Below are 26,355 nucleotides of genomic sequence, written 5' to 3' on the forward strand. Positions count from 1 at the left end.
ATAATAGCTCCTTTTTTATTTGTATTAAGATAGGTTCTTATTATATTTTGGTAAAGTGATTATTAATGTTGTACCTTTATTAATTACGCTTCGAATTTTCAAAGTACCTTGCATCGTTTCGACGATCTTAACAGCAACCATCGTACCTAAACCTGTACCTTTCGTTTTCGTACTAAAATAAGGTTCACCAAATCGATTTATTTGCTCTTGTGACATTCCAATTCCGCTATCCTCAATTCGTATTATAACTTTATTGTTATTAATAGAAGAGGAAATATTTAAGCTACCTCCATCAGGCATGGCTTCAATAGCATTTTTGATTAAGTTTAAAACACATTGTTGAAAGTGTTGTTTATTGCCAACAATTGTTGCCTCGGAGAAGTCTTTTGTAATATGTATTGTATTCATATTACATAATGGCAATATCATATTAATAACTCGATTTAACTCTTGTTCTACTGAAATATGATCTAGCTTTTCGGATGCAGGTTTGGCAAACGTTAAATAATCATCAATAATTACTTGGGCCCGATTTAACTCTTCCAATATATGTTCAATATATTTTTCTCTTGATTCTGGAGTTAAATTTGGTGTTTTTAAAAGTTGAGTAAATCCTTTTACGACAGTTAAGGGATTTCTTACTTCGTGAGATATACTAGCAGCGAGTTGACTAACTATCTCCATTTTTTCCATCTTAATTAACTTAGATCGCATAAATACTGCATCTCTTAGTACTTCATTAAAATAAACAATAAATAGCATCAAAGTAGTTGGCAATATTATGAAATAAATAATATACAAATTATTTACTTCAAAGTCTGATAAAGTTAATACAATCACAGTTGTAAATATTGCTAGGAAAAAAGTTAAAAACATAGCAAAAGCTACTTTAACTTTTCTATTATATGTATTAAATTTTGCAGATGCAAAAGCTGTAATAATGAACATTGTGCCGTAAACAATGACAGTTAACATGTTAAATCCATAAAATGCAAATCTTGTAATTAATAAAATAGTAAACAATATGATACCAACAGGGAATCCACCATAAAGTGTACCTATTAAAACAGGAATTTGTCTTAAATCATGAATACAATTTTCATCCATATAGATAGGATAACGCATACATAAAATAAGTGGAATAATCGTACAAACGCTAATAAGTAGTTTTCTATATTTCTTTAAATTGCGCCCACTATCATATATAAAATAAAAAACAAATATACTACTTAAAATGTATAGAAGATTATTTAATACGTTTTGATTAATATAAACAAAGTTCATAATATTTGCCTCGTTATTCTGAATTTCTATTTCATCTGTATTATACATGAGAATAGTATAAACTATATATTAATTTGAAAATATGTAGTTATATTTTTGTAGTATCAGATACATTTAGCCATGCCTCATAAAATTCTTTAACTGATGCATATCTTTTTGCACGGTTTTCATTTACAGCACGATATGCTACCTCATATAATTCTTTACTTGCGTCCCATTTTATAAAAGTGCGATCTTTTCCACCGCCTAAAAGTGCGAATGCCATTGCCCCCATATTAAATACATTTGTCTTCTCATCAATCATTGCGTTAAGCTCAAATTCCTCAGGAGCCATAAAACGAGAGGAACCCCATAATCGTCCCATTTTATTTATATATGGTTTTTTAGAATATAAATCAATATCACAAATTTTTGTCTCATTTGTACTGAAATTATATAAAATACTGCCATCATAAAAATCTATCGCTACATAATTTTTCTTTTCTACATATGTATGGAAAGAAAAAATGGAATTCAATGAATGAATGCGTTCCGTAACAGATAAATGCTTAAATTTAAAAAATGGAGAGTTTGGATTATTATATTTTTCTGGAGGTGGGAAGCTCCAGTGAGGGTGAAGGCATTCACCCTCAAACCAATTGAAAATTAAAACATATCCAGATTGAACTGGAAAATGTTCGATTAATTTTATAAGAGAGGGATGCTGTAATTCCTCGTATATGGTAACTGAATTTTTTAATCTTTTAATAGCCTCATTCGTATTCCCATTATATGAAATTGTAGGAGCTCCGGCATATTTAATAAATTTCTTATGACCATCTTTTTCCACACCAAAAGAAAGATTACCTGAATCTTGTTGGTCAAAAACTGCAAATACGCTTCCTAATTTTATAAGCCAATCAAAATTATGACGTTCTTTTAATTGGAAAGTTACATGATTTAACTGAATTTTAACTGGAATATCTTTCATAATTTACCTCGCATTTATTATAATAAAGTTATATATTTCAATATTCGACAGATTTTGTACAATTCCTATGTTATTAACACGAAATTTTATAAATATAATGACAAGCACTTAAAAGGAGGCAAATAAAATGGATCAAAAAATTATTATCAAGGCACATCAAAAAGAATGGCATGAAGAATACTTAAAAGAAAGATGCAAATTGAATGTTTTGCTGGGAGAAGAAATGATTGCTATTGAGCATATAGGGAGTACAGCAGTGGAAGGGTTAGGAGCTAAACCTCTTATTGATATGATGATTGGTGTAACGGATTTACGAATTACGGATAAGTGGATTGAAGACCTATCAAAAATTGGATATGAGTATGTTCCAAAAAACACACCTAATTGGCGTTTTTTTAGAAAGGGAAAATGGCGCGCGGGTACCCACCATGTACATGTTTATGTTTACAATAGTGACGAATGGAGAAACAATCTTTTATTTCGAGAATTTTTAAAAAAACATGAATGGGCACGTAAGGAATATAGAGATTTAAAAGACGTGCTTGCAGCTACATATCCTTTTGATCGTGTGTCATATACAAGTGGCAAAGCGCCGTTTATTCAAAACATAATAAAGTTAGCTAAACAATATCACTAGAAAATTTTATTAATATTGAAATTCTCATTTTATTTTCATCTTTCTCTCATGTTCCTTTCTTCTGTAGTTGATACACTGCTTGTTATAGGAACTGTATAGGTAAGGAGATTAAATAAAATGGAGAAGTTACTCAGAAATAAATATTTTCATTTATATATGGAATAGGTTTACTTATTCATTTAAGCGTATAGGGGGGAGAACTGTTGTTACAACATATACTAATTATTGAAGATGAGGAAAGTTTAGCGGATTTTTTAGAGTTAGAATTAAAGTATGAAGGATATAAAGTAGATATACAGTTTGATGGAAGAAAGGGATTAAAAGCTGCGCTTGAAAATAATTATGACCTCATATTACTCGATTTAATGCTTCCAGGATTAAATGGATTAGAAGTATGTCGTCGATTAAGAGCAACTAAAAAGACTCCCATTATTATTTTGACTGCTCGTGATAGTATTATGGATCGTGTGACAGGATTAGATAGTGGAGCTGATGATTACCTACCCAAGCCATTTGCAATTGAAGAACTGTTAGCACGTATGAGAGTTATTTTTAGACGAGAAGAAAATATGGAAAATAAGCCGGTCACATTTCTTGCATTCAAAGATTTACAGCTCCAGATTGAATCGCGAACGATTACAAAAGAAAATGAAGAAATTGAACTTACAAATAAAGAATTCGAGCTATTGCTTATGTTTATGAAAAATATTAATCGAGTACTTACACGTGATGTTTTATTGGATCAAATATGGGGGTATGATGCAATCGTTGAGACGAATATTGTGGATGTATATGTTCGTTATTTACGAAATAAGTTACATAGTGTTGATAAGGAGGAATATATCCAAACCGTCCGAGGGGCAGGATATATAATGAAATGATAAAAAATATTATGTTTCGCATTCGAACTCTACCTATAAAGTGGAAGTTAACACTTTGGTCCACGGCATTAGTATTTATTTTATTCATTTTATATAGCGCTTTGCAATTTTTAGTAATAAATAAGTGGACCATAGATTATGAACAGAAACAAATAAATAGACAAGTGACAGAAATAGCGGCATATTTCCAAGATAAAAATGATAGCCTTTCTAATAAAACTTTTGAAAATAGTAAAGATTTTTTTAATAATATGATTGATAAGCATCAAATGATTCGTATTATCGACATTAATGGAAAATCGATTGTCTCTGTCTCGCGAGATTTTAATGAAAATTGGATAAGACCGAAGTATGTTATAGAAGATGAATCTTTAATAACGAGGCATCTAGAAGATCGAATATTAGTGGAGCGTATACCAATTCAAACAAAAGGATTCACTGGAACGATTGAACTTACGAAAAACTTAGAGACTTTTGATCACTTATTAAAAATTATTTTAGTTGTAATGGTTATTTCTGGGGTATTTGGATTGATATTTAGTTTTTTAGGCGGGATACTTATATCAAAAAAACTATTATCAAGTGTTCAAAATATAACAGACACGATGAACCTTATTAAGAAAAACGGATTAAATGAGCGTGTTCCAGTACGAGAAAATAATGATGAACTCGCTAAATTATCATTTCTATTTAACGAAATGATGGATGAAGTAGAAACTTCTTTTACGCAACAGAAACAGTTTGTAGAAGACGCATCCCATGAATTAAGAACACCGTTAACAATCATTCAGGGACACTTAGCGATGTTGAATCGGTGGGGAAAAAATGATCCAGCGGTATTAGATAAATCTCTTCAATCCAGTTTAAAAGAAGTAGAGCGTTTAAATAAATTGGTTTCAGAATTGCTAGAACTATCAAGAGCTGATTCTGAACAGATGCATCCGATAGAAGCTGAGCCAGTCCATGTAAATAGCGTATTAAAACAAGTTGCGCAAAACTTTGCGGTACTTCAAACTGATTTTCAATTTGATCTGAAATTAGATGGTAATGCAGCGTATGTATCAATGCCATCATCTTACTTAGAACAAATTATTATTATCATAATGGATAATGCAGTAAAGTATACAAAAGAAGTTAATAAGTATATTTGCATAGAATCTTGTGTACGATCTAAGAAAGTTAAAATTCGTATAATGGACCGTGGACCAGGAATACCTAAAGAGGATTTACCATTTGTTCTAAATCGCTTTTATCGAGTTGATAAAGCTAGGAGCAGAAAGCAAGGGGGAAATGGACTAGGGTTGTCTATTGCAAAACGAATTGTAGAGAAATACGACGGAGCTATTGAAATAGAGAGCAAAGAAAATGAGGGAACAGTTGTTACGATTACAATACCTTGCACCATAAAATAAATGATTAGCAGTATTGAAAAGAAGGATGTTTTATACATTCCTTCTTTTTTGCGATTGAATTAGTTTGCTTATTTCGAACTTGCTCATACATTAGGAGCAATAAATGAAAGCAATTGTACATCAAAATAAAACAGGGTGTGATGATGAAGCATTGTATTTTCATATGCATTAATAATATGATTTCATAACTAGTATATTTAGATGTGTATGTTATGTATTTTACATATGAAAAATATATGAGGTGTATAATTTAAAAGTTTTTTAAGCTTTATACATGAATAGCCTATAAAGTTAGTTTCATCATTGTAAAATGAAAAATTTTAAAATGAGAATTAGATGAGAAAAGCTTAAGCCCATTTTCATAATGATGTTGTATACTGTGTAAATCAAGAACACTTGTATGTAAGGAGAGAGTAGTATGAATTACACAGTATTTCAATGGTTTAATCATTTCGCGGGATCGTACAAGTTTTTAGATACGCTAATGATCGCAATTACAAATAGTGCTGTTTATGTAGCAATTCTGTTTATGCTTATTTTATGGTTTAATAACGGAAAAAAAGAGAATGCAATTAGAAAACAATATACAGTTTTATATACGACACTTTCAGTTAGTATTGCATTACTAGTAAATATTTTCATTCATGCGGTGTATTACCATCCGCGTCCTTTTATATCACACGAAGTACATCAATTAGTACCACATGCAGCAGATTCATCATTTGTTAGTGATCATTCTGTACTTGTATTTTCCATTACATTCATATTTATTCTCAGAGGAGAAAAACTTAAGTATATTGCACTTATTTGGGCAGTATTAGTTGGCATATCACGTATGTACGTAGGTGTTCATTACCCTCTAGATATAATTGGTGCTGCTTTCTTAACATTTATTACGAGCGGCTTAGTAATGCAAAGTGCACGTACGTTTGAACCGATAGCGAAACTTATTTTTAAAATGTATGGATTTGTAGCGAAGCGAGTTCCTTTTTTAGCAAAATACAATCATATAGTTTAAACTTTAGAACCTACAAAAAAGTAGGTTCTATTTGTTTGAATTTTTAAAAATTTCATGTACCGTACTCTATATTAATTAAAAAATAGAACAAAAAATAAATATTAACATTGCTGGCTTCTTACTAATTTAAAGGGATTACTAAAAAAACTTCGAAAAATATAGTATTAAATAAAATCATACTTAAAAGCGCATTTTTTCATTCATTAATCGTAAAAGAAAGGAGAAAAGTATGCATAAACTTCAAACAAATAAAGGCGCAAGGTATATGATGATTGCTTTTATTATTTTGTTTCTTACTATGCTTTTACGTTTTTTTTACATTCAAGCAGTAGGTGTCGTACAAAATGTTGATGTAAAAGATCTTGCGAATGAACAACACAATAAAAATGGTGTTATAGAAGCGAATCGTGGCACAATTTATGATCAAACTGGAAAGGTGCTAGTTCAAGATTCCACAACGTATCGTATTGTTGTCAATTTAAAAGGAACAGATAAAGTGAAAAATAAAGATGAAACGGCAGAACGATTAGCTGATGCGCTTGAAATTGATAAAGAAGAAATAATAAAAAACTTTCATGAGGGACGTACGCAAGTTGAAATCGGAAAAATTGGCCGAAATTTATCTAGAGAAATGAAGGATGAAATAAAAAAAATGAAAATACCGGGAGTTTCTTTTAGGACAGAGAAAGCAAGAGTATATCCAAATGAAGATTTTGCATCCTATATACTCGGATTTGCTAGACCAGACGATAAAGGAAATACAGAAGGTAAATTTGGACTTGAAAAAAGTTTGGACAAATATTTGCGCTCTACAAACGGGAATATAGAATATGTAGGCTCACAAAAAGGTATTCCGCTTACAAATGATATTAGTAAAGTAGAACCTGCTAAAAGTGGAAATAATGTATACCTTACACTTGATAAACAAATTAATGGCTTTTTAGAAGAAGCGATGAATAAAGCACAAGACCACTATGATCCTTCTATGTTAATAGGAATCATTGCAGATCCCAGGACAGGGAAAGTTTTAGGGATGTCTAGCAAACCTAGTTTTAACCCTAATAAAGGCGATATAGAGTATTTTTTAAATGATCCAATTGCAAACGCATATGAACCAGGTTCAACAATGAAAGTGTTTACGCTTGCTGCTGCCATTAATGAAGGTGTATATAACGGAAAAGAATATTTTCAATCAGGTAAATATTCTGTTGGTTCATCTGATATAAAAGATCATAATGGTGGATTTGGGTGGGGATCTATTACATTTGATGAAGGTTTTGAAAGATCATCAAATGTAGCTTTTTCTATTTTAGAAGATCAGTTACTGAAACCAGATAAATTTAAGCAATATATGAATAAGTTTGGATTTAATCAAAAAACCGGAATAGATTTACCTGGTGAAAGTAAAAATACTTTATTATTAAACACAAAAATTCAACAAGTTACCACTTCTTTCGGCCAAGGTTCTACTGTAACGCCTATTCAATTAATCCAAGCAGCTACCGCAATAGCGAATGACGGGAAAATGATGCAACCATATATTGTCGACAAAGTTGTAAATCCAACAAACAAACAAGTTATTATGGAAAATCAACCGAAAGAAATTGGGAGTCCGATCAAAAAAGAAACAGCGGAGAAGGTAAGAAATTTAATGGAGCGTGTTATTACATCTTCAAAAGGAACGGGTACAATGTATAAAGTGGATGGTTATCCAATTGGTGGTAAGACAGGAACAGCACAAATTCCGAATCCTGAAAATGGACGATATATGGAAGGTAAAGAAAATTATATTTTTTCATTTTTAGGAATGGCTCCGATTGATGACCCCGAGATAATTGTATATTTAGCTATTAAACAACCGAAATTAAAGGGTGACGAGTATGGAGCTCAGCCTCTTGCTGAAATCTTTAAACCGGTTATGAAAAATAGTCTCGAATATTTAAAGGTGAAACCATATACTGACAAACAAATGGCAGATACAACGAAACAATCTCAAATAAAAGTACAAAATTATGTTAACCAAACGATGGATACAGTTGAGAACAGTGTAGAAAAAAAGAAACTTCAGCCAGTGATTTTAGGAGAAGGTAAGATAATAAAGCAATATCCACAGTCTGGTGAAGTAATGAGCGAAGGGGATCGTTTATTTTTATTAGGAAATAATGCAAAAATGCCAAATTTACAAGGTTGGTCAATGCGAGATGTTATGTATTTCTCTAAACTATTAAAATTAGATTTGAAAACTTCAGGTACGGGTTATGTAACGAGTCAAAGTATTGAAAAGGGACAAGTTATACAAGAAGGCGATGCATTAAAAATAGAATTAGAACCGCCACTGCAACCGTTAGCAGATGCGAATACAAATTAATTCCGACACTTTGAAGGGCCTAGAGATAGCAGGCTCTTTTTTAACAGTATAAGTAATTTCACGCACCGTAATTTTTAGAAAAAATAATAAACAAGAACAGTAACGTTGACATAATTTAAATTAACAGACTATTCTTTATTTACAGCTATATAAAACTGTGATAATATGGAAAAAATCAAATGCAGTGAAGAGAAGAGTAAATAAAATGAATTTTTCACAGAGAGCTCCACTTAGCTGAAAAGGAGCAAAAATTCTTTATTGAAACAAGCCTCTGAGCAGCACATCGGAACCTTTCATAAAGGGGGTGGTGTGACGGGAGCTCCCGTTATAGAGATAAGGTATAAGCATGAAAACAATGCAGTACCTGATAAGGTTAATATGGCGACATATTAATAAACTAGGGTGGCACCGCGATGATAAATCTCGTCCCTAAGACTAAAAGTCTTGGGGGTGAGATTTTTTTATTGCTTTAAAACAATTTGGAAAGCGGGGGCCTAAAATGAAACACGTACTTAAAGAATGGAAATATCCTTTATTACTACTATCCGGAGTTGGTATTGCGAATTTAGGTGCATGGATTTACTTAATAGCATTGAATGTACTTGTCTATAATATGGGTGGTTCAGCCTTAGCTGTTGCTACTCTATATGTAATAAAACCATTAGCCACTCTATTTACAAACGCTTGGTCAGGAAGTATGATTGATCGTTTAAACAAACGAAAATTAATGATTCACCTTGATGTAATTCGTGCAATATTAATCGCTATTTTACCATTAGTTCCATCACTTTGGAGTGTTTATTCCTTAGTTTTTGTTATAAGCATGGCTAGTGCGATTTTTGAACCGACTGCTATGACATATATGACGAAATTAATTCCAGTAGAGCAAAGACAACGATTCAACTCACTACGTACTTTAATAGGATCTGGTGCATTTTTAATTGGTCCGGCGGTAGCGGGGGTACTATTATTTGCGAGTACACCAGAGTTTGCTATTTATATAAATGCTACTGCCTTTCTTATATCAGGAGCCATTACACTACTTTTGCCCAACCTTGATAAGAAAGAAGATTTGGATACGACTAGTCATACATTATCCCTTACTGTATTAATAAAAGATTGGAGCACTGTTATAAACTTTAGTAGAAAACATGTGTATGTCGTATATGTCTACTTCTTATTTCAAGGCATAATCATATTAGCGACTGCTACTGATTCACTTGAACTATCGTTTGCAAAAGAAGTATTACTATTAACGGATAGTGAATATGGTTTTCTAGTTAGTATAGCTGGTGTAGGCTATATATTTGGTGCCATAACAAACACAATTTTATCAAAAAAATTAGCACCGTCATTTTTAATTGGAATAGGATCATTATTCATTGCAATCGGTTATTTAATTTTTGCTTTTTCAAATGAATTTTTAATAGCTGCTATCGGATTCTTTATTTTATCTTTCTCCATGGCATATGCAAATACTGGATTTTACACATTTTATCAAAATAACGTTCCTGTTCATATAATGGGACGGATTGGAAGTATATATGGCCTATTAATCGCGGTAATAACTATTTTTGCAACGATTTTGTTCGGCGTTGCAACTCAAGTTATTTCGATACAACTTGTAGTTATTATAGGATCATTAATAATGTTACTTATTACTATCATATTGTGTGTGTTTACTTTATTGCCATCACAATCTAAGGTGTATTCTACTGAATCAATAAATTCGAAATGAATTTTGTGTTCTCATTAACAATTTATCGTCTTCAATAAGAAGGTTCTTTCCCCTTTATATGGAAAAATAATAAGGGGAAAGAACAACATTGAAAGATAAGGGTGGTTATCATGATAAAAATAAAAGATGAAATGGATAAAATTATAAAAGATATACAAAAGAAAATAGATTTCTCTGGAGTAGTTTTAATAAAAAAAGAAAAAGACTTAGTCTATGAAAAAGCACTTGGTTACGCAAACAAAAGTGAATGTATAAATAATACACTACAAACAAGATTCGGAATTGCTTCAGGCTGTAAAATTTTTACTGCTATCGGCATCTGTCAACTTGTTGAAAGAGGTATGATTACTTTTCATACAAAGTTAAAAGATTGTTTAAGCATTGATTTTCCACACTTCAATGAAAATATTACAGTACATCAACTTTTAACTCATAGTTCGGGTATTCCGGATTATTTTGATGAAAGTATCATGGAGAACTTTGAGGACCTGTGGAAACAAACCCAAATGTATCTATTAAAAAGTTTACGAGATTTTTTACCATTATTCCAAAACAATAATATGATGTTTGTACCAGGTGATAAATTTCACTACAACAATGCTGGTTTTATCATACTTGGATTAATTATAGAAGAGCAAACAAGACTTACTTTTACGGAATATATAGAAAAGAATATATTCATTCCACTAGGCATGAATGATTCCGGCTATTTCTCTTTAGATAGATTACCAAGACACACAGCTCTCGGATATATAAAAGATGTAAATCAACAAAAATGGAGAACAAATGCATACTCTATACCAATAAAAGGAGGTTCTGATGGTGGTGCTTTTATTACTGCGCCAGACATGCTGAGGTTTTGGGAAGCATTATTTAACTATGAAGTAATAAGCCAAGAATATACAGAGTTACTTTTAAAACCTCACATTCAAGTGAAAAACAATCAGTTTTATGGTTATGGAATATGGATTGAAACAAGACAAAACAATGTTTTTAAATATCATATAATGGGCTATGATCCAGGCGTCAGCTTTCGCTCTGCTGTATATCCAGATTTGGGAATTACATTAGTTATTCCTTCGAATAAAGGAGCGGGACCTGAAAAAATAATGGGAGAAATAGAACAGGCTTTTTAATTGTATAGATATGTATTGATAAATAAAATTTTAAATAAATTCATCCCGTGTTTAACAACACTGTGAACGGTAATACTAATTAACATTGAAATTTTACAACAAGGGATGATAATATGATATTCATTTACACGGACTTTGGCGGAACACATACGACTTCACTCGCTGCAGCTTATCATTTAAATAAATTACCAACTGATCGTAAGTTAACGAAAGAAGAAATTTTAAATGTAGATTACTTCAATAAATTGAAAACCGAAGATATGGGGAAGATTATTTTTCATGGGATAGACGAAAATGGTCACCCCGTATATACGATTGGGTGTGGTGCATCAAAAGTCGTTGTACCTGCGATGAAGCATTTAGGTGAGATTCTGCAAAAACATTATCAAAGCCATGAAAAGATTATTTTTTCTAATACATCACCAACAGTGCCTTTACCAATGACTTTTGGCGGGCTGTTTTCTAGAAGGTTCCATATCGATTTTATCGGCGTACCTCTACTCGTATGGGGAGCGAAAATTTGCTGTGATAACATACAGCGGCTCGTTAGTTATACAAAAGAAGCTGGACGATTGACGAATGATTATGTTGTTATTTTAGATAATGAGACTTTTAAATAATGTAGGATAAGAAGAAAATTAGGCAAATGCTATAATTTTCTTCTTTTATTTATTAAACAGACAAAAAATATTCACATTTTAATATTCATCTACTATAGCCAAAACTATAAAGTCCTGTTACTATTACAGGGATATTCTCTTTTCATAACATAAATATATAGAAAAATTAGAAAAGAGGAATTGAATTAAGGGAGGAACAACATGAAGCGTGTTGCTTGGATTACTGATAGTACAACTGCGAGTTTTATAACAGAAGGAGATAACTTTGTTGTACCAATTGAAGTTATTATTGATGGAGTGTCGTACAAAGATTGTGAAGAAGGTGTACGTGAACGCGTCTATGCTGCGTTAAACGAAGGTAAAACTGTCACTACATCACAACCTAACATTGGGGAAATGGTAGAGTTATTTACGAAATGTAAAGAAGAATATGAAGAAGGATTTGCAGTTGCTATTAGCGGAAAAGTAAGTGGAACTTATCAAAATATGAAACTTGCTGCAGAAATGGCAGGGTTCCCTTTAACTGTGTTAGATAGTGAATCGACAAGTTATCCAATGGATGAACTAATTAGAAAAGCGAAATCGTTATACAATGATGGTATGACTTTACAAGATATACACAAAACATTAGTAGATGAAAAAAGAAGACCTTTTTATGTATTTCCAAAGAGCTTAAAAGGTTTATATGCAAGTGGTCGTGTAAAAGGAGTACAATTTTTACTTGGAAGTTTATTAAGTGTCAACTTAATACTAGAAGTGAAAAGTGGAGAACTTTTACTTGAAAAGAAAGTTCGTAAAATCCAAAAATGTAGAGAGTACATTAAAAGTGAACTGGAAAAAGAGTTACCTAAAGTACTTCATATGTTCCATGCCAACGATAAAGATGGAGCGGAAGAATGGATTTCAGATATTAGACAAGCATTCCCTGAAATGGATTTCAAATTATATCCATTACCGATTTCATTTGCTGTTCATGCAGGTGAAGGAACAATAGCGATTAGTTATTAAAGTAAAACCCGTGAATGATTCGCGGGTTTTTTATTTGATTAATATGAAAGTGAGATCCCGACTAATACCTATTAACTCAGGGGAAATAATTGTCCTAATTATATAGAAACGGCTCATATTTTATGGAATGAAAAATCGAATAAATTGACATTGAATATCATTTTCATTTAATATAAAGTCATTACATTTAATTGAGCATGATTTTTGTGAAATATTAATATAATAGATTTCCATTACGGTGTCACTTTCAAGAACTATCACTGATTTTTTATGAATTTAAACGTAGGAAAGGATAATATAAAAATGAACTGGAAAAAAGGCGGATTATGGGTTATGATTTTTTTTATTGTAAAAGGTACAATTTCTACACTATTAATTGTCACAGGTGCTAAATATTTTGATTTGTCATTTATACAAATTTTAGTACTAATACTGATTTTATTACTGATTTCTCTAACAGCTCGTAAATTACTTTATAGACATAAACAAACCAAAAAGCAAAAAGAGATAAATATATAATAAAACCCCAGAGACCGTTGGATTTCTGGGGTTTTACTTTGACAGTCTTTTTATTGAGTTAATTGGCAGTAAAGTTGCGTAAGAAGTTCCATTATTGGATACTGGTTAGTCAGCCTTAAGGTGAATAACTATACTATTTATTAGATCATCTAAATGTACGAAATCTGTTATTCTAGTAGAACAAATTGGAAAAGTGAAAGTGAGAGATATTATCGTAAGGCATCTAGCATTATCAAAGGCAATTCATGGAGCTATGTTACAAGCGATAGAGCATGCCAATTGAAAAAGCGAGTATAACCGAATCCGCAAAACATCCTCATAATTTTCTCCAATGCCCTCTGTATTTATCTGCCCACATAAAATAGCTACTAGCTTTGGATACTCACTTGCTTTATCTATTGTAAATAATTTTGAGTCCGATAAATCTCTTATTCTTGGAGCAAATTTAAATCCTAATAAATGAGTGAATCCGAAGATTTGATCTGTATAACCGGCCGTGTCTGTATAATGCTCTTCTATGTTTAGATCTGTTTCATGTGCAACAATCCATCCAAAACATGAATCGCATCCCTTGAATTTGTATGAATAATCTTTATGTAGTAAGAAGAGAATTCTATAATTTCTCAATTTATTAATTCAAATATATATCAATAGAGTGTAGGAGACTGATAAAATCATAGTTAAGAGCGTCTCATAAGACTTGTCTTAAAAATGAGGTGATATTTTGCGAAAAATCGGTTATATACGTGTCAGTTCAACTAGCCAGAATCCTTCAAGGCAATTTCAGCAACTGAACGAAATCGGAATGGATATTATTTTTGAAGAAAAAGTTTCCGGAGCAACAAAACAAATTTGTGAAATTACAGATGAGTTATACCAAATATCGGAAATATACGATAGAAAATAAATTTTATAAAGAGGTGGAATTATATGCCTAAAATTGACAATATGTTAGCAATTCTATGGATGCTTCGTTCAGGTGAAAAAATTACTGCACAACAAATTTCAGAAAAGCTAGAGATTAATATAAGGACTGTGTATCGTTATATTGATACACTTTCAACAAGTGGCGTACCTATAATTTCAGAAGCAGGACATAACGGTGGATACACTTTATTGAACAATTTTATTGAGGCTCCTCTATTTTTTGATTTTGAAGAGCAAACTTCACTATTTCACGCTGCTGTTTTTGCAGAAGAAGCCGGATATTATGGAGGTGAAGCACTAAATAGGGCTATTTCAAAACTAAGTAAATACTCAAATCAAGAGCAGGAAACAAAGATCAACCAACATTTAACTAGTCTTGAAGTAATAAGTCGATTAAGTTCACTCTCTATAGAAACTTTTTTGAAGGAGTTGGAGCAGGCCGTAGCTGACGGGTACTCAGTAAAAATTCTTTACCATAAAAGTGGCGAAAAGCAATTAAATTATAGAGTGGTCAATCCGTACAGAATTATCTTTTGGAATAATAAGTGGTATGTGATTGGATTTTGTCATCTTAGGAATGATATCCGTAGTTTTAGAGTAGATCGAATTGAAAGTCTAATGCTAACCGAAAATAAGTTTAACCGCCCCAAGAATTTTTCAGCACGTGACTTTTTTATAAAAAATCTCCTTCCAACTATAGAAGATAAGGAAGGGGTTATTTCTTTGGTTATTAATGGGGATAAAAGTGTATTGGCTGATATTTGCCAACATTGGTTTTTAGGACATTATTTACAAGAACGGACTTCAAATCAAGCAGTTTTTCTTCTTGAAAAAGATATGATTCATACATATGTACCGTATTTACTTTTACCGTACAATAAATCTATTAAAGTTATTGAGCCAATAAGTCTTAAGAAAAGACTTATTGAAGTTCTGTCGGAATTAATAAAATTTCATCAAGTATGATAACTTCCCTGACGTTAACTGTCAGGGAAGTTATATTATAATATCTATATCAATTGTGATTGGAGTGTTATTGGATGCAAACAAATAAGGTTTTTCTATATGTATTTAATACAATGTCGGACTGGGAATATGGATATTTAATTGCTGAACTAAACTCAGGAAGATATTTCAAAAAAGATTTAGCACCTTTAAAAGTAATTACAGTAGGAGCTAATAAAGAAATGATTACTACTATGGGAGGACTTAGCATAAAACCAGATATTTCCCTTGATGAATGTATTCTTGAGAGTAAAGATCTGTTAATTTTACCAGGAGGGACTACTTGGAGTGAAGAAATTCATCAACCTATTTTGGAGAGAATTGGCCAAGCTTTAGAGCTTGGCACTATTGTTGCTGCAATTTGTGGTGCAACTGATGCCCTCGCGAATATGGGATACTTAGATACTAGAAAGCATACAAGTAATAACTTAGAATATACTAAAATGGTATGTCCTAACTATAAAGGAGAAAAGTTCTATGAGTTGGGATCTGCGGTATCTGATGCAAATTTAGTTACTGCATCAGGAATAGCTCCTCTGGAATTTGCAATGGAGGTACTGAAAAAAATAGATGTATTTACACCAGATGCATTACACTCATGGTATAACCTAAATAAGACTCATAAACCTGAATACTTCTTCCAGTTAATGAATTCAATAAATAAATGAAATAACTAAAAAGTTCAATTTCTCTATTTTAATTTGCAGAGAAGTTGGGCTTTTTAAATTGGAATTCCCTTATCGTTGTAAATCCGCATTTTCCTGACGCTACCCCATGTCCATCAAGCTAAACAAGTAACTTACTAGATATGAAATGATCCTTGGTTCAAAACTAGTAATTGATAGAAAAGTAAATTTGAACAGAGTTTTTGTGTGAGAAGAGAAGTAAAGACTTCTCGAAGAAATGCGACGACTGCTGGATTAAAGCGTTGATTCAGTCCTTCTGAGCTCATAGTACCCCAGTGGAAACTTCTAACTGACTGCACAATTGTGTAAATGATGTGCTAGCAATTTCTTGACTTAGCCATACGCAAAGGGCAATGAGTTCTTTTGCTTGATACTTATTAGATCGCTGTACAAAGCCAACTTGTTTGGCAATATCTTGTAGGGCCACTGGGGATAAAAAGTATTGTAGCTCTTGAGCGAAAAGATTCAATCTATTTGAAATGATAGGATTCGTCAAAACGCCATCCTTTCTTATAAACTGTTTACAATAAGCAAAGCGTTTTTTCATTTTGAAGGTATGATTTTAACTTAGCTTGATGTGCATGTGAAGGGAGTACTTTAAATAACAGGAGTGATTTTTTCATGAGGAAAAATGAATTTTTATGTTAAAATATTTAAAAGAATATAATAATTGTTATTTTTCTAACCATTTGTATTGAATTATAAAATTTTTGGGGGAATAATTTTATGGTTAAACTAAGTGAAATAGTGTCTAAACTGGACATTGAACTTGATATAAAATCATTTGGGAAGGATTCTGCTTTCAGTCAATTCATACCAATGGTCTATGAACCTTTAAAGTTTGACTGGAAATCAGTTTTTGAAAAAGACTTTGTGGAGTTATTTAATGGTCTAATGTTAAAAGGGGATGCAAATGTAAAGAAAATTTTTCTTGCCGTTTTCCCTACAGATGAAGTGTTGGAACGTTTTATAGAAGAAAGTAATAGCGGAGACTTACTTTTTATGCACCATCCCTTATTGATGGAATGTGGAGATCCAAAAGGAGTATGGGGCAAAGGTTTTGTTCCTATAAAAGAAAAATACATTAAACAAATAAAAGAAAAGAAATTATCATTCTATACATGCCATGTACCCATGGATTATCATGCCAATTTAGGTACAAGTGTAGCTATTGCTAAACAATTAAATGCAGAAATTATTGATGGGTTTTTAACAAGTTCTATAAATAATGAAGACCTAGTTCTAATTTGTAACATTGAAGAAAAGAGTACAAGTGAACTAACTTCTCACTTAAAAGAAATATTCGATATCCCATATGTTGATTTTGAGGGTAAGAACATAAATAACGTAAAGAAAATAGCTATCGTGGCAGGTTGTGGCGACAAAGTAAGTTGGATGGAGGAAGCTGAAAAAAGAGGAGTTCAAGCTTATATCACTGGCGAAATCCATTGCCATATTGATAACGAATATGGTAAACAAAGATACAAACAAATGATGGATTATGTTTCTAATACTTCGATGTCTTTAATCGGCGTTTCCCATTCTGCATCAGAATATCTTGTTCATAAAACATTGATGAAGGAATGGTTTGAGAATAACTTTGATATTGAAACAGTTTTAATTCCACAGGAAAAATGGTGGTTATAAAGTTATTAAGTGATATTTAAAAGAGCTTGGGAATTCAAGCTCTTTTTTGCGAATTTAGCTGAGAATTATATCGTGAAAACTAGGTGTTTTAGTCTGTGCTTCTTGCTGAATTTTTAAGTTTAGTACCCCAAAAATGAAAAAACAAATGGAATTTTCATAACTAACTGTAAAAAAGCAAAATTCTCGTTATGGGGGTGTCTTAAAATCCTAGCTTGATGGGTACCCAAAATAGGAGGAATTATTTTAAAACCTAGTTTTCTGCTTCATGACGAACACGAATGAAATGAGGATATGCACCTCTACGTTGGAGTAGTTCGTCGTGTGGTCCTTTTTGAACAATTTTTTCGTTTTCAAGTACAACAATTTGATGAGCGGTTTGAATTGTTGCGAGTCGATGGGCGAGAATGATTAGTGTTTAATGTAACTTAAAAAACGCAGGATTATCATCCTGCGCCTATCTATCGTAATTCAGCTGTTTTTCTAATAACAATCTTATCAATATCATCTTCTTCATCACCAATAAATAACCCGCGTTCTTTTAAATACGCTTCAAAATATAAATCTGCCTCTGCACGTTCATCATATGGTTTTACAGATAGAACGAAACCTAATTTGTTTTGTTCCTCTAAATGAGAAGTGGAGATATAAGCCGGTACATTATGGCGTAAAAAGAGTTCTTTAACCGGTATAATCATATCTTTCATTAATTTTGTTAACATACCCATTTCAAACTCGAAATTAAAACGATCTATACTACATAAATCGGCGAATACTACACCGATAAAACCTGTATTAAATACTTCTTGATATTCTACATCTTCGTCATGATTACCGTAAAAATTCTTTTCGATTAAATAATTTACAAAATAAGCAACACCGTCACTTTGTTCAAATGGTTTCGTTGAAAGAACAAAGCCGATTTTCTTTTGTTTATATAAATACACACACGACATATATGCTGAAATATTATGTTCTTTAAATAGAGAACTTGTTGCCCCGGAGAGACCATCTAGTACGTGATGAACAATTTGAAGTTTTTTACGGGCGAAATAATAGGATTTCTTTTGTAACTCCAATGTATCAATAAAGACAGAGCCGATAAAGCCTGTATTTGAAATAATAGGTGTTTGCTTTTTTCTTCCTCTGCGCTTTGCTTGAGCCATTGTAAAAATCATCCCTTCATGTACAATTAAAATAAAAAAAGAACGTTTGTTCGTATATTTATATTTTACTATTAAAAGGCTCTAAAGTAAAGGGTTTTTGACGAAAAAACAACAAAAAAGACACCTATAAAAAGGTGCCTTAAACGTTGTAGGGAAGAGGGTTCATCCCAACTATTTATATTATGATACAGAAACAATCTCTTCTGTATCTTCTACATCTAAATGACAGTCCATAGTACGAACATCTTGATCTTCATGACTTCCGAAATAAATAGTAATTTTCATATGTATCGCTCCTTTATTCTAGGAATACCTAAAATAATTACTAGTAATGTTAATATTTATTATATACCACTTTTTTCATTCCGACAACGTTATATCATTTTTAATTCTTCTAGGGCGCAAAGAGTGATTTATCGTTGAATACATAGAGCCGACATTGAAATGAAATTCGAAAAAGAATCCAAGACTTATATTGGATTCTTTTTATTTAGCTCTAAATGACTAACTTAAAGCAATACGATCTTGAATTTATAAATAAAATATTACATTGAGTATGATTTTTTATAATAATAATCAGAAAGTAACGAAAATGTAATGAATTTTAACTACGCTTTTTATATTTTTTTGATACACTGGCTACGAGAGGAATACCGATTAATGTAGGTAAAAACCAAAACCATATAGGCGGCAATAAATTAATTATGGGAATATGAATACCTATGTTTACTAATAGTGCGGTAACGGCACCGATATAAGAGCCTAACATACCTCTAATATGGTGGTGAAGCCAATTTTTCCAACGTTTTTTTCGTGCAAGGTAGCCATAAATCGCAAAAGCATAAGAGAAAATTGCTACATAAAATAAATATGCGATTTTGTCCCAGTTCATAATGGATAGTATTATTGCAGTAATTGTGACAACAACGTAGGATGCATGATATATTTCGCCCCATTCCGTATGTTTTCCTTTCTTCTTTTGAGCAACCATCGCTACAATACCGGTGATTAAGCATATTGTTCCAAATAGTATGTGGATGGTCAAAAGAATGTTGAAAATGCTCATAATAATTCCACCTTTTTTATTTTTATAGTATTGCAGTATAGGAGAAAAGTTGAAACATATTGTTTATTCGTCTTAATATATTGAAATAAAGGTACTCCTAGAACAAATTTTCCTTAAATTTAGTGAGGTACGTATTACGTGAAATAAAGGAGCGACTTCAATGTTTACATCTATTACATATTTACAATATGGGAATGACAAACAACAAAAAGTATACGATGTTTTGAATGAACTAAACATAATTGAGGATCTATCTTTATATGATCCAGTTCTTTGCGGGACAATCCCTATAAGAATTGATACTCCTCAATCTGACTTAGATATTGTAATGGAAGTACATAAATTTAATGCTTTTGAACAGGAAATGAGATCTTTATATGGTTCTTATGAAGGATTCGAAATAAAAAAGAAAAAAATTAAAAATACCGAATCGATAAAAGTGAATTTCAATTTTAAAGGTTTTGAATTTGGATTATTTGCTCAACCTAAGCCAGTGCGTAACCAAAATGCATATAAACATATGATTGTAGAACACATGCTATTAATGGAGCATCCACATATAAGGGAAGAAGTAATTCTTTTAAAAGAAAAAGGTTTAAAAACAGAACCTGCTTTTGCTCAAGTATTAAACATTGACGGGGATCCTTATGAAGGACTTATTTTATTAGGACAGGAAATGAGATTATGGTAAATAAAATACACAAAAACTCCTCTATAGAAAAAGAGGAGTTTTTGTTATGCCGTTAGCTTACGAATTAATTCACTCAACAATTTAATCCCGTTAGTGATTTGTTCTGAAGAGGCATATCCATATGATAAACGAATGTACTGATCTGATTCTTCTTCATAGATACGTCCTGGGTTTAAAAGAATTCCTTTTGATAGTGCCTCTGAAAATAATTTCTTCATCGGAATGATAGGTACTACCTTTAACCATATAAAAAATCCACCACTTGGAATATCCCAGGTAGCAATATCTGCACAATACTTATCTAAAGCTTGTATCATTATTTGTCTTCTTTCTTTAAGTTTAATTCTTACGTTCGCTACATGTTCCTCATAAAAACCTTTATTTATCCATTCAGCAGCAACTCTTTGAGATAATGAACTCGATCCATAGTCTGTTTGCATTTTTATATCTGACAATCTATCAATAACAGGCTCTGGACCGATAATCCACCCAATTCTAAGTCCAGGACTAAGTGTTTTAGATAGGCTACCAACATATAATACATGTCCATGTTTATCTATCGACTTTAAAGGAACTGGAGGTGGTTCATCAATCCATAACTCGCGGTAAATATCATCTTCAATAATAGGTAACTGTTCCTTTTCGCATATTTTTAATATTTCTTTTCTTCGCTCTTTAGACATTAATACCCCTGTTGGATTTTGAAAACAAGGGATTGAATATAAAATGTTTTTCTTATGACTATATTTAATGCGTTTTAATAACTCGTTAGATAAGATACCGTGAGGATCCATTGATATACCAGATAGATTTATATTTGCTGATTGAAATATATGAAGTGAATATAAATAAGAAGGTTGTTCAAGTAAAACGGTTGACTCTCTATGTAAAAGACCAATTGATATTAATTGCAATGCTTGTAATGCACCTGAGACGATTAATATGGAACTCGGTGATGCATGTATTCCAAATGATTTTACGTATTTACTTATTGCTTCACGTAACGGATAAAACCCTTTTTGTTCCTCATATCCAAAATAATCTAATTCCTCACTTACTTTTTTCATAATGGACTGCATTGTTTTTAGTGGAAAAAGTTGAGGCGCAAGTTCACCTTTACTAAGATGGATAAGTTTGTTATTTGCTTCTGCTTCATTTATTTCTCGTACCATTAACTTGCTGGGTTTATGAATACCGGCCTTTACATATTCACTCCAATCAGGCGGGGGATTCGTTGCTAATAATGACCATGTATTATTCGTTACAATTGTTCCTGCTCCAATTTTCCCTTGAATCAAGCCATCAGCCATAAGTTCATCTAGTGCAGTTATTACAGTGCTACGATTTACTTGAAATAATTTTGCTAACTGCCTTTGACTAGGGATCTTACTTCCAATTGGCCATTCTCTGTTTTCAATTTTTTCTTTCATATAATCTACTATCTGCCGATACTTAGGCAGTTTTTTACTATTTGTCATAAACAAACTCCCTCGTTCACTTAAAAAATGCCAAGTGGTTGGTTTTTACGATAAAAAACTGGTTGAAGACATTGTATCAACTATTAAATATGATGAAAAGAAATAATTGGTAATTTGAAAATGGTTGGTTTATTAGGGAGGGAGAGACAACATGCATAATAAAAAATGGGATTTACGTATTATATGTGCTCACGCTTTTACGATTCTTATATGGGGATCTGCTTTTCCGGCAATTCGTATGGGGCTTGAATCTTATACACCTGAGCATCTGACTTTACTACGTTTATTAATTGCTTCATTTGTACTTCTTTTGTTTTCCTTTTTATATAAGTTACGACTACCTGAATTAAAAGATATCCCAGCAATTTTTATATTTGGTACTTTAGGATTTACTTTTTATCACATTGCATTAAACTATGGCGAAAAAACAGTAAATGCTGGATCTGCAAGTTTAATTGTTTCAGTCACACCTATAGTAACAGCAATTCTAGCTTCTGTTTTTTTAAAAGAACAAATGAAATTAAATGGTTGGATTGGAGGTGTAATTAGTTTTATAGGAATTGCTTTCATATCATTTAGTCAAGGAGATGCTATTCAATTAAATAGTGGGGGATTATTTATATTATTAGCAGCGATTTCCGAAAGCCTATTTTTCGTTTTCCAATCATCTTACTTAAAAAAGTACGGTTTCTTGCCATTTACCATATATACAATTTTATCTAGTACGGTATGTATGCTTATTTTTTCACCAGGAATTTATCAAGAAATACTAGCAGCTCCTCTTGAAGTTAATTTGAGCGTTATATATTTAGGGTTATTTCCAACAGTACTCCCGTATATTGCATTGGCATATATTATATCTCATGCTGGTGCTGCGGAGGCAACAAGTTCTCTATATTTAACTCCAGTAACTGCATGTTTTATTGCTTGGACGTGGTTAGGTGAAGTACCGACTTTTGTTTCGATAGTTGGCGGTGGAATTACTATACTCGGGGTTTTAATTGCGCATGTATCATTAAAGAAAGAAATTGAGAGTGAAAAACACTTCAATACAACAAGGTAGATTCTATTCACAATAATATTTCAACACATTTCAAGTTCCAACTTAGCTTTATAAAAAGTTAGTTAAAAGCCGTTGTCGAAAAAGGGGATTATTTCACTACGTTGAATATAAAAATATATCCACTTAATAAAGGAGCTTACAATATTGAATATCCAGTTAAAGATTGTTACGAGAGAGAATTGGGAAGATGCATTAAAGTTACAAGTTAAAGAAAATCAAAGAAAATTTGTTCCGGCTGTAGCAGTCTCACTTGCTAAAGTATATATAAAACCAGATGGCGAGAATGTAGAATACATACCATTTGCAATATATGATGGTGATCTTATGGTTGGTTTTATTATGCATGCTGTTGTAAAAGAGACAACAAATATGTATTGGATTAACGGATTTATTATTGATCAAACGCAGCAAGGTAAAGGCTATGGAAAAGCGGCATTACAAGAAAGTATATACTTAATAAAAAATACGTTTAAGGCGTGTAAAGAAATTAGATTAACAGTACATAAAGATAATATCTCTGCAAAGAAACTATATGAACATTATGGTTTTCAATCATTGGGACATGATTATGATGGTGAGCAAGTATATCGTTTATTCGTTTAACTATGATGTAGTAAAGGTGTGAAATGAATTGTGCAATTTACTGAAGTGAAAATCGAAGTATTTATTCCTGAAGAATACATTGAAATGTTAAGGGATGCGTTAAATAAAATTGGCGCTTGTAAAACTGGAGAATATGACCATTGTCTTTCTTTTAGTTCAGTAAAAGGATACTGGAGACCGTTAGAGGGAGCATCACCTTATAATGGGGAAATTGGTCAAATATGCGAAGGGCAAGAATGTAAAGTTGAAATAAAGTGTAAACGTGAACTTGTAAAAGGTGCTCTTGAAGTTATTAATAATATTCATCCGTATGAAACACCTATGATTTATATTATACCGATACTAAATGACTATTTTGAGCAAGTATAAATTGAATACCTAGGAGGAATATAAGTTGAAAAGCAAATTCCATCATATTGTACGGGCTGTTATAATAAAAGATAAAAAATTACTAGTTGCTGAATATATTGGTCATCATTATTTTTTACCTGGTGGCCATGTTGAAATTGGAGAATCAGCAGAGAATGCATTAATAAGAGAGTTACGAGAAGAACTCGGAGTAAATTGTAGTATAAAACGGTTTTTAGGGGTCATAGAAAACCAATGGAAAGATAAAGAAGTGCTTCATCATGAAATTAACCACATTTTTGAAGTAGATTCACAAGAGTTACATATTGATTTAACACCAAAGTCTAGAGAATCTCATTTAGCATTTCACTGGATAGATTATAATAAGGAATCTTTAAATACTTATAAAATTATGCCAATGCCTTCAGTTAAAGAATTACTAGAAAGAAAATTAAGTGATGAACTACTAAATTGTTGGATTAGCAATTTTTAAATCACTCTATTTATAGTAAATTCGTCCATTGAAAGGATATAAAGAAAATAGGCTGCAAAACAAGGTACATCACCTAGTGTAAGTTCATATTTTGTTGATGTACGCATTTAGTCTATAGCCTTGTTTCTAAATTAAACTTAATATTTGGACAGAATTTTATTTTAATAAATGGAGGGTTTCGTAATGAATCAGTTTCAACAAGAATTACAATCATTAAACCTTAATGATTATCAGTCTGGTAATGTTGTGTATTGGGATCAACAACAAAGTCAATATCCATACTACTACATTCAAGACGATGCACGTCGTTGCGGCGGATGCGGGGGTTGTGGTGGACGCTGTGGCGGATGTGGCGGTAGATGTGGTGGTTGTGCAGGTCGTTGCGGCGGATGCATAGGTTGCGCTGGATGTTTCAGTTGTTTTAATTGCTGGAACTGGTGGATCATTTAAGTATAGAATATCAAAGCTATTTACTTGAAAGAAAGGTGTGAAAACTATTTTGCACTTTTCTTTCAAGCTGTAATTTTTATGCGTATTGAGGGGGATTTATTTGTATACATATGATAAGTTGATTTCTTGGGTGGAGAATATAAAAGAGAAAAATCATAGTTCTGCTACAGCACTTTGTATTATAAAGGATAACAAAATTGTACTAGAGCATTATAGTGGATACCATTCAAATACATCTAAAAGTAAAAAGGTAACAGCATCTTCCCAGTTCAATGTTGCTTCTGCGAGAAAAAGTTATTTAGGATTAATGATAGCATATGCGCTTTACGAGGGGAAAATAAACTCTATTGATGATGAAGCGATAGAATATTTTAAAGACTTTGATCCTGCATTGCTTGGTAAAACAACGATAAGACATTTAGTAACACATTCGCACGGTTTAGAAGAAACGGATGACGGGACAATTTTTCGTGAATTTGAACCCGGACAAGCTTGGGCGTATAGAGATATTAATGTAAGAATGATGACACGTCTTATTTATCAGCTATATAACAAAAGTTTTCCTGAATTGTTAAGAGAGCGTGTGTTTAGACCTGCTAATTTTCAAGAAACAGGTTGGAGAGTTCAGCAAGATGAAAATTTAGTTGACGTTGTTAATAATCCAAATGAAGACGCAATTAGTGAAATTGGTACGGTAGATGATGGTACTGAAAAAAATTTATTTGTCTCAGCTAAAGAATTTGCGCAGTGGGGCAATCTTCATTTAAATCAAGGTATGATAGATGATAAACAAATTGTTCCAAAAGAAGTTATAAAAATCGCTACGAGTTTGCAGAGTCCAACATATGTAAATAAAGAGCTACCACAAAATGGCTTGTTTTGGTTCGTTCAAAATGAACCTGCACAATTAAGTGAACTTGGTGAACGCGTACCAAAAGGATCGTATCAAATATTAGGAATTACGGGACCAACTATATTAGTAATACCTGAATATAATGTAGTTGTTGCGAAAATGTATAATAAAAGATATAACTATGGCGGTGATAATTATTTATATTATTTACGTGAATTTAGCAATTTAGTCGCAGATACATTTCGTAGCAGTAATAGGGCATAATTACTCCTATATTGAAAAGGAGTGAAA

The 26,355-nt window shown here is 32.0% G+C and carries 25 protein-coding genes, 3 pseudogenes and 1 other annotated feature; of the genes and pseudogenes, 21 read left to right on the forward strand and 7 right to left on the reverse strand.

Annotated elements, in window-relative coordinates:
* Window positions 1-24 precede the first annotated feature (24 nt).
* On the reverse strand, window positions 25-1,332 hold the full coding sequence (locus DN410_RS01720) for a sensor histidine kinase (RefSeq protein WP_149175063.1): 1,308 nt from the start codon (window positions 1,330-1,332) through the stop codon (window positions 25-27).
* Window positions 1,333-1,372: 40 nt separating this feature from the next.
* Window positions 1,373-2,254, reverse strand: coding sequence for a protein kinase domain-containing protein (locus tag DN410_RS01725; protein ID WP_149175064.1), 882 nt, complete (start codon window positions 2,252-2,254; stop codon window positions 1,373-1,375).
* Between the two features lie 127 nt (window positions 2,255-2,381).
* Here DN410_RS01725 and DN410_RS01730 point away from each other — a divergent pair, with 127 nt between their 5' ends.
* From DN410_RS01730 to DN410_RS01775, 10 genes are all read left to right on the forward strand, one after another.
* Window positions 2,382-2,891 (forward strand): GrpB family protein, encoded by a 510-nt coding sequence (locus DN410_RS01730; protein ID WP_149175065.1) that lies wholly within the window; start codon window positions 2,382-2,384, stop codon window positions 2,889-2,891.
* Between the two features lie 203 nt (window positions 2,892-3,094).
* A complete protein-coding gene (locus DN410_RS01735) occupies window positions 3,095-3,772 on the forward strand; it encodes a response regulator transcription factor (protein ID WP_149175066.1) in 678 nt (225 codons plus the stop codon).
* On the forward strand, window positions 3,769-5,184 hold the full coding sequence (locus DN410_RS01740) for a sensor histidine kinase (RefSeq protein ID WP_149175067.1): 1,416 nt from the start codon (window positions 3,769-3,771) through the stop codon (window positions 5,182-5,184). Before DN410_RS01735 ends, DN410_RS01740 begins: the two co-directional genes overlap by 4 nt.
* 418 nt (window positions 5,185-5,602) lie before the next feature.
* Window positions 5,603-6,202: an undecaprenyl-diphosphatase gene (locus DN410_RS01745; protein ID WP_149175068.1), complete on the forward strand. Its 600-nt coding sequence runs from the start codon at window positions 5,603-5,605 to the stop codon at window positions 6,200-6,202.
* Window positions 6,203-6,431: 229 nt separating this feature from the next.
* Entirely contained in the window at window positions 6,432-8,570 is a 2,139-nt protein-coding gene (locus DN410_RS01750; protein WP_149175069.1) for a penicillin-binding protein, read from the forward strand.
* A 175-nt stretch (window positions 8,571-8,745) separates the two neighbouring features.
* Window positions 8,746-9,004: a binding site (T-box leader), on the forward strand.
* A 65-nt stretch (window positions 9,005-9,069) separates the two neighbouring features.
* Window positions 9,070-10,308 (forward strand): MFS transporter, encoded by a 1,239-nt coding sequence (locus DN410_RS01755; RefSeq protein WP_149175070.1) that lies wholly within the window; start codon window positions 9,070-9,072, stop codon window positions 10,306-10,308.
* 110 nt (window positions 10,309-10,418) lie between these two features.
* The gene (locus tag DN410_RS01760; RefSeq protein ID WP_149175071.1) at window positions 10,419-11,444 is read left to right on the forward strand and encodes a serine hydrolase domain-containing protein; all 1,026 of its coding nucleotides are present in this window, start codon (window positions 10,419-10,421) and stop codon (window positions 11,442-11,444) included.
* Between the two features lie 113 nt (window positions 11,445-11,557).
* Window positions 11,558-12,064 (forward strand): DUF3189 family protein, encoded by a 507-nt coding sequence (locus tag DN410_RS01765; RefSeq protein WP_000576342.1) that lies wholly within the window; start codon window positions 11,558-11,560, stop codon window positions 12,062-12,064.
* Window positions 12,065-12,265: 201 nt separating this feature from the next.
* Window positions 12,266-13,072, forward strand: a complete 807-nt coding sequence (locus tag DN410_RS01770) for a DegV family protein (RefSeq protein WP_149175072.1) — start codon at window positions 12,266-12,268, stop codon at window positions 13,070-13,072.
* 303 nt (window positions 13,073-13,375) lie between these two features.
* Window positions 13,376-13,591 carry a hypothetical protein gene (locus DN410_RS01775; RefSeq protein WP_149175073.1) on the forward strand — a complete coding sequence of 72 codons (216 nt, stop codon included), beginning with the start codon at window positions 13,376-13,378 and terminating at the stop codon, window positions 13,589-13,591.
* Window positions 13,592-13,891: 300 nt separating this feature from the next.
* Here DN410_RS01775 and DN410_RS01780 read toward each other — a convergent pair.
* A pseudogene (locus DN410_RS01780) lies at window positions 13,892-14,163 on the reverse strand (Tn3 family transposase); the annotation flags it as partial.
* Between the two features lie 152 nt (window positions 14,164-14,315).
* Here DN410_RS01780 and DN410_RS01785 point away from each other — a divergent pair.
* The 3 genes and pseudogenes from DN410_RS01785 to DN410_RS01795 form a co-directional block, all read left to right on the forward strand.
* Window positions 14,316-14,486, forward strand: a pseudogene (locus DN410_RS01785) (recombinase family protein); the annotation flags it as partial.
* A gap of 35 nt (window positions 14,487-14,521) precedes the next feature.
* Window positions 14,522-15,484, forward strand: coding sequence for a helix-turn-helix transcriptional regulator (locus tag DN410_RS01790; protein ID WP_149175074.1), 963 nt, complete (start codon window positions 14,522-14,524; stop codon window positions 15,482-15,484).
* A 74-nt stretch (window positions 15,485-15,558) separates the two neighbouring features.
* Window positions 15,559-16,191, forward strand: coding sequence for a type 1 glutamine amidotransferase family protein (locus tag DN410_RS01795; protein WP_149175075.1), 633 nt, complete (start codon window positions 15,559-15,561; stop codon window positions 16,189-16,191).
* Between the two features lie 185 nt (window positions 16,192-16,376).
* On the opposite strand, the pseudogene DN410_RS01800 reads toward DN410_RS01795, so the two are convergent.
* Window positions 16,377-16,756: pseudogene (locus tag DN410_RS01800) on the reverse strand (hypothetical protein); the annotation flags it as partial.
* A gap of 179 nt (window positions 16,757-16,935) precedes the next feature.
* On the opposite strand from DN410_RS01800, the gene DN410_RS01805 reads away from it, so the two are divergent.
* Window positions 16,936-17,856, forward strand: a complete 921-nt coding sequence (locus tag DN410_RS01805; protein ID WP_000240015.1) for a Nif3-like dinuclear metal center hexameric protein — start codon at window positions 16,936-16,938, stop codon at window positions 17,854-17,856.
* Window positions 17,857-18,314: 458 nt separating this feature from the next.
* Here the strand turns inward: DN410_RS01805 and DN410_RS01810 are convergent, their stop codons facing one another.
* The gene (locus DN410_RS01810; RefSeq protein ID WP_149175076.1) at window positions 18,315-19,031 is read right to left on the reverse strand and encodes a hypothetical protein; all 717 of its coding nucleotides are present in this window, start codon (window positions 19,029-19,031) and stop codon (window positions 18,315-18,317) included.
* Window positions 19,032-19,623: 592 nt separating this feature from the next.
* Window positions 19,624-20,085: a DUF2306 domain-containing protein gene (locus DN410_RS01815; protein WP_149175077.1), complete on the reverse strand. Its 462-nt coding sequence runs from the start codon at window positions 20,083-20,085 to the stop codon at window positions 19,624-19,626.
* 160 nt (window positions 20,086-20,245) lie between these two features.
* Between DN410_RS01815 and DN410_RS01820 the strand changes: the two genes are divergently transcribed.
* Window positions 20,246-20,776: a DUF4269 domain-containing protein gene (locus tag DN410_RS01820; RefSeq protein ID WP_149175078.1), complete on the forward strand. Its 531-nt coding sequence runs from the start codon at window positions 20,246-20,248 to the stop codon at window positions 20,774-20,776.
* A gap of 44 nt (window positions 20,777-20,820) precedes the next feature.
* On the opposite strand, the gene norG is transcribed toward DN410_RS01820, so the two are convergent.
* A complete protein-coding gene (gene norG / locus DN410_RS01825) occupies window positions 20,821-22,254 on the reverse strand; it encodes an efflux pump transcription regulator NorG (protein ID WP_149175079.1) in 1,434 nt (477 codons plus the stop codon).
* A gap of 151 nt (window positions 22,255-22,405) precedes the next feature.
* On the opposite strand from norG, the gene DN410_RS01830 reads away from it, so the two are divergent.
* From DN410_RS01830 to DN410_RS01855, 6 genes are all read left to right on the forward strand, one after another.
* The gene (locus tag DN410_RS01830) at window positions 22,406-23,317 is read left to right on the forward strand and encodes a DMT family transporter (protein ID WP_149175080.1); all 912 of its coding nucleotides are present in this window, start codon (window positions 22,406-22,408) and stop codon (window positions 23,315-23,317) included.
* A gap of 144 nt (window positions 23,318-23,461) precedes the next feature.
* Window positions 23,462-23,920, forward strand: coding sequence for a GNAT family N-acetyltransferase (locus DN410_RS01835; protein ID WP_149175081.1), 459 nt, complete (start codon window positions 23,462-23,464; stop codon window positions 23,918-23,920).
* A 30-nt stretch (window positions 23,921-23,950) separates the two neighbouring features.
* On the forward strand, window positions 23,951-24,289 hold the full coding sequence (gene cutA / locus DN410_RS01840) for a divalent cation tolerance protein CutA (protein WP_149175082.1): 339 nt from the start codon (window positions 23,951-23,953) through the stop codon (window positions 24,287-24,289).
* A 25-nt stretch (window positions 24,290-24,314) separates the two neighbouring features.
* On the forward strand, window positions 24,315-24,761 hold the full coding sequence (locus DN410_RS01845; protein WP_149175083.1) for an NUDIX domain-containing protein: 447 nt from the start codon (window positions 24,315-24,317) through the stop codon (window positions 24,759-24,761).
* A gap of 183 nt (window positions 24,762-24,944) precedes the next feature.
* Window positions 24,945-25,211, forward strand: a complete 267-nt coding sequence (locus DN410_RS01850) for a heterocycloanthracin/sonorensin family bacteriocin (RefSeq protein ID WP_149175084.1) — start codon at window positions 24,945-24,947, stop codon at window positions 25,209-25,211.
* Window positions 25,212-25,311: 100 nt separating this feature from the next.
* Complete coding sequence (locus tag DN410_RS01855) at window positions 25,312-26,328, forward strand: serine hydrolase domain-containing protein (protein WP_149175085.1); 1,017 nt, start codon at window positions 25,312-25,314, stop codon at window positions 26,326-26,328.
* Window positions 26,329-26,355 lie beyond the last annotated feature (27 nt).

Origin of the sequence: Bacillus sp. SH5-2, from assembly GCF_008368905.1 — a bacterium.
Taxonomy (GTDB): domain Bacteria; phylum Bacillota; class Bacilli; order Bacillales; family Bacillaceae_G; genus Bacillus_A; species Bacillus_A luti.

Bases quoted from the DNA above. Each gene is read 5' to 3' on its own strand.
- DN410_RS01720 (WP_149175063.1), bottom strand. From the start codon at position 1,332: ATGTATAATACAGATGAAATAGAAATTCAGAATAACGAGGCAAATATT.
- DN410_RS01725 (WP_149175064.1), bottom strand. From the start codon at position 2,254: ATGAAAGATATTCCAGTTAAAATTCAGTTAAATCATGTAACTTTCCAA.
- DN410_RS01730 (WP_149175065.1), top strand. From the start codon at position 2,382: ATGGATCAAAAAATTATTATCAAGGCACATCAAAAAGAATGGCATGAA.
- DN410_RS01740 (WP_149175067.1), top strand. From the start codon at position 3,769: ATGATAAAAAATATTATGTTTCGCATTCGAACTCTACCTATAAAGTGG.
- DN410_RS01745 (WP_149175068.1), top strand. From the start codon at position 5,603: ATGAATTACACAGTATTTCAATGGTTTAATCATTTCGCGGGATCGTAC.
- DN410_RS01750 (WP_149175069.1), top strand. From the start codon at position 6,432: ATGCATAAACTTCAAACAAATAAAGGCGCAAGGTATATGATGATTGCT.
- DN410_RS01755 (WP_149175070.1), top strand. From the start codon at position 9,070: ATGAAACACGTACTTAAAGAATGGAAATATCCTTTATTACTACTATCC.
- DN410_RS01760 (WP_149175071.1), top strand. From the start codon at position 10,419: ATGATAAAAATAAAAGATGAAATGGATAAAATTATAAAAGATATACAA.
- DN410_RS01765 (WP_000576342.1), top strand. From the start codon at position 11,558: ATGATATTCATTTACACGGACTTTGGCGGAACACATACGACTTCACTC.
- DN410_RS01770 (WP_149175072.1), top strand. From the start codon at position 12,266: ATGAAGCGTGTTGCTTGGATTACTGATAGTACAACTGCGAGTTTTATA.
- DN410_RS01775 (WP_149175073.1), top strand. From the start codon at position 13,376: ATGAACTGGAAAAAAGGCGGATTATGGGTTATGATTTTTTTTATTGTA.
- DN410_RS01790 (WP_149175074.1), top strand. From the start codon at position 14,522: ATGCCTAAAATTGACAATATGTTAGCAATTCTATGGATGCTTCGTTCA.
- DN410_RS01795 (WP_149175075.1), top strand. From the start codon at position 15,559: ATGCAAACAAATAAGGTTTTTCTATATGTATTTAATACAATGTCGGAC.
- DN410_RS01805 (WP_000240015.1), top strand. From the start codon at position 16,936: ATGGTTAAACTAAGTGAAATAGTGTCTAAACTGGACATTGAACTTGAT.
- DN410_RS01810 (WP_149175076.1), bottom strand. From the start codon at position 19,031: ATGATTTTTACAATGGCTCAAGCAAAGCGCAGAGGAAGAAAAAAGCAA.
- DN410_RS01815 (WP_149175077.1), bottom strand. From the start codon at position 20,085: ATGAGCATTTTCAACATTCTTTTGACCATCCACATACTATTTGGAACA.
- DN410_RS01820 (WP_149175078.1), top strand. From the start codon at position 20,246: ATGTTTACATCTATTACATATTTACAATATGGGAATGACAAACAACAA.
- norG (WP_149175079.1), bottom strand. From the start codon at position 22,254: ATGACAAATAGTAAAAAACTGCCTAAGTATCGGCAGATAGTAGATTAT.
- DN410_RS01830 (WP_149175080.1), top strand. From the start codon at position 22,406: ATGCATAATAAAAAATGGGATTTACGTATTATATGTGCTCACGCTTTT.
- DN410_RS01850 (WP_149175084.1), top strand. From the start codon at position 24,945: ATGAATCAGTTTCAACAAGAATTACAATCATTAAACCTTAATGATTAT.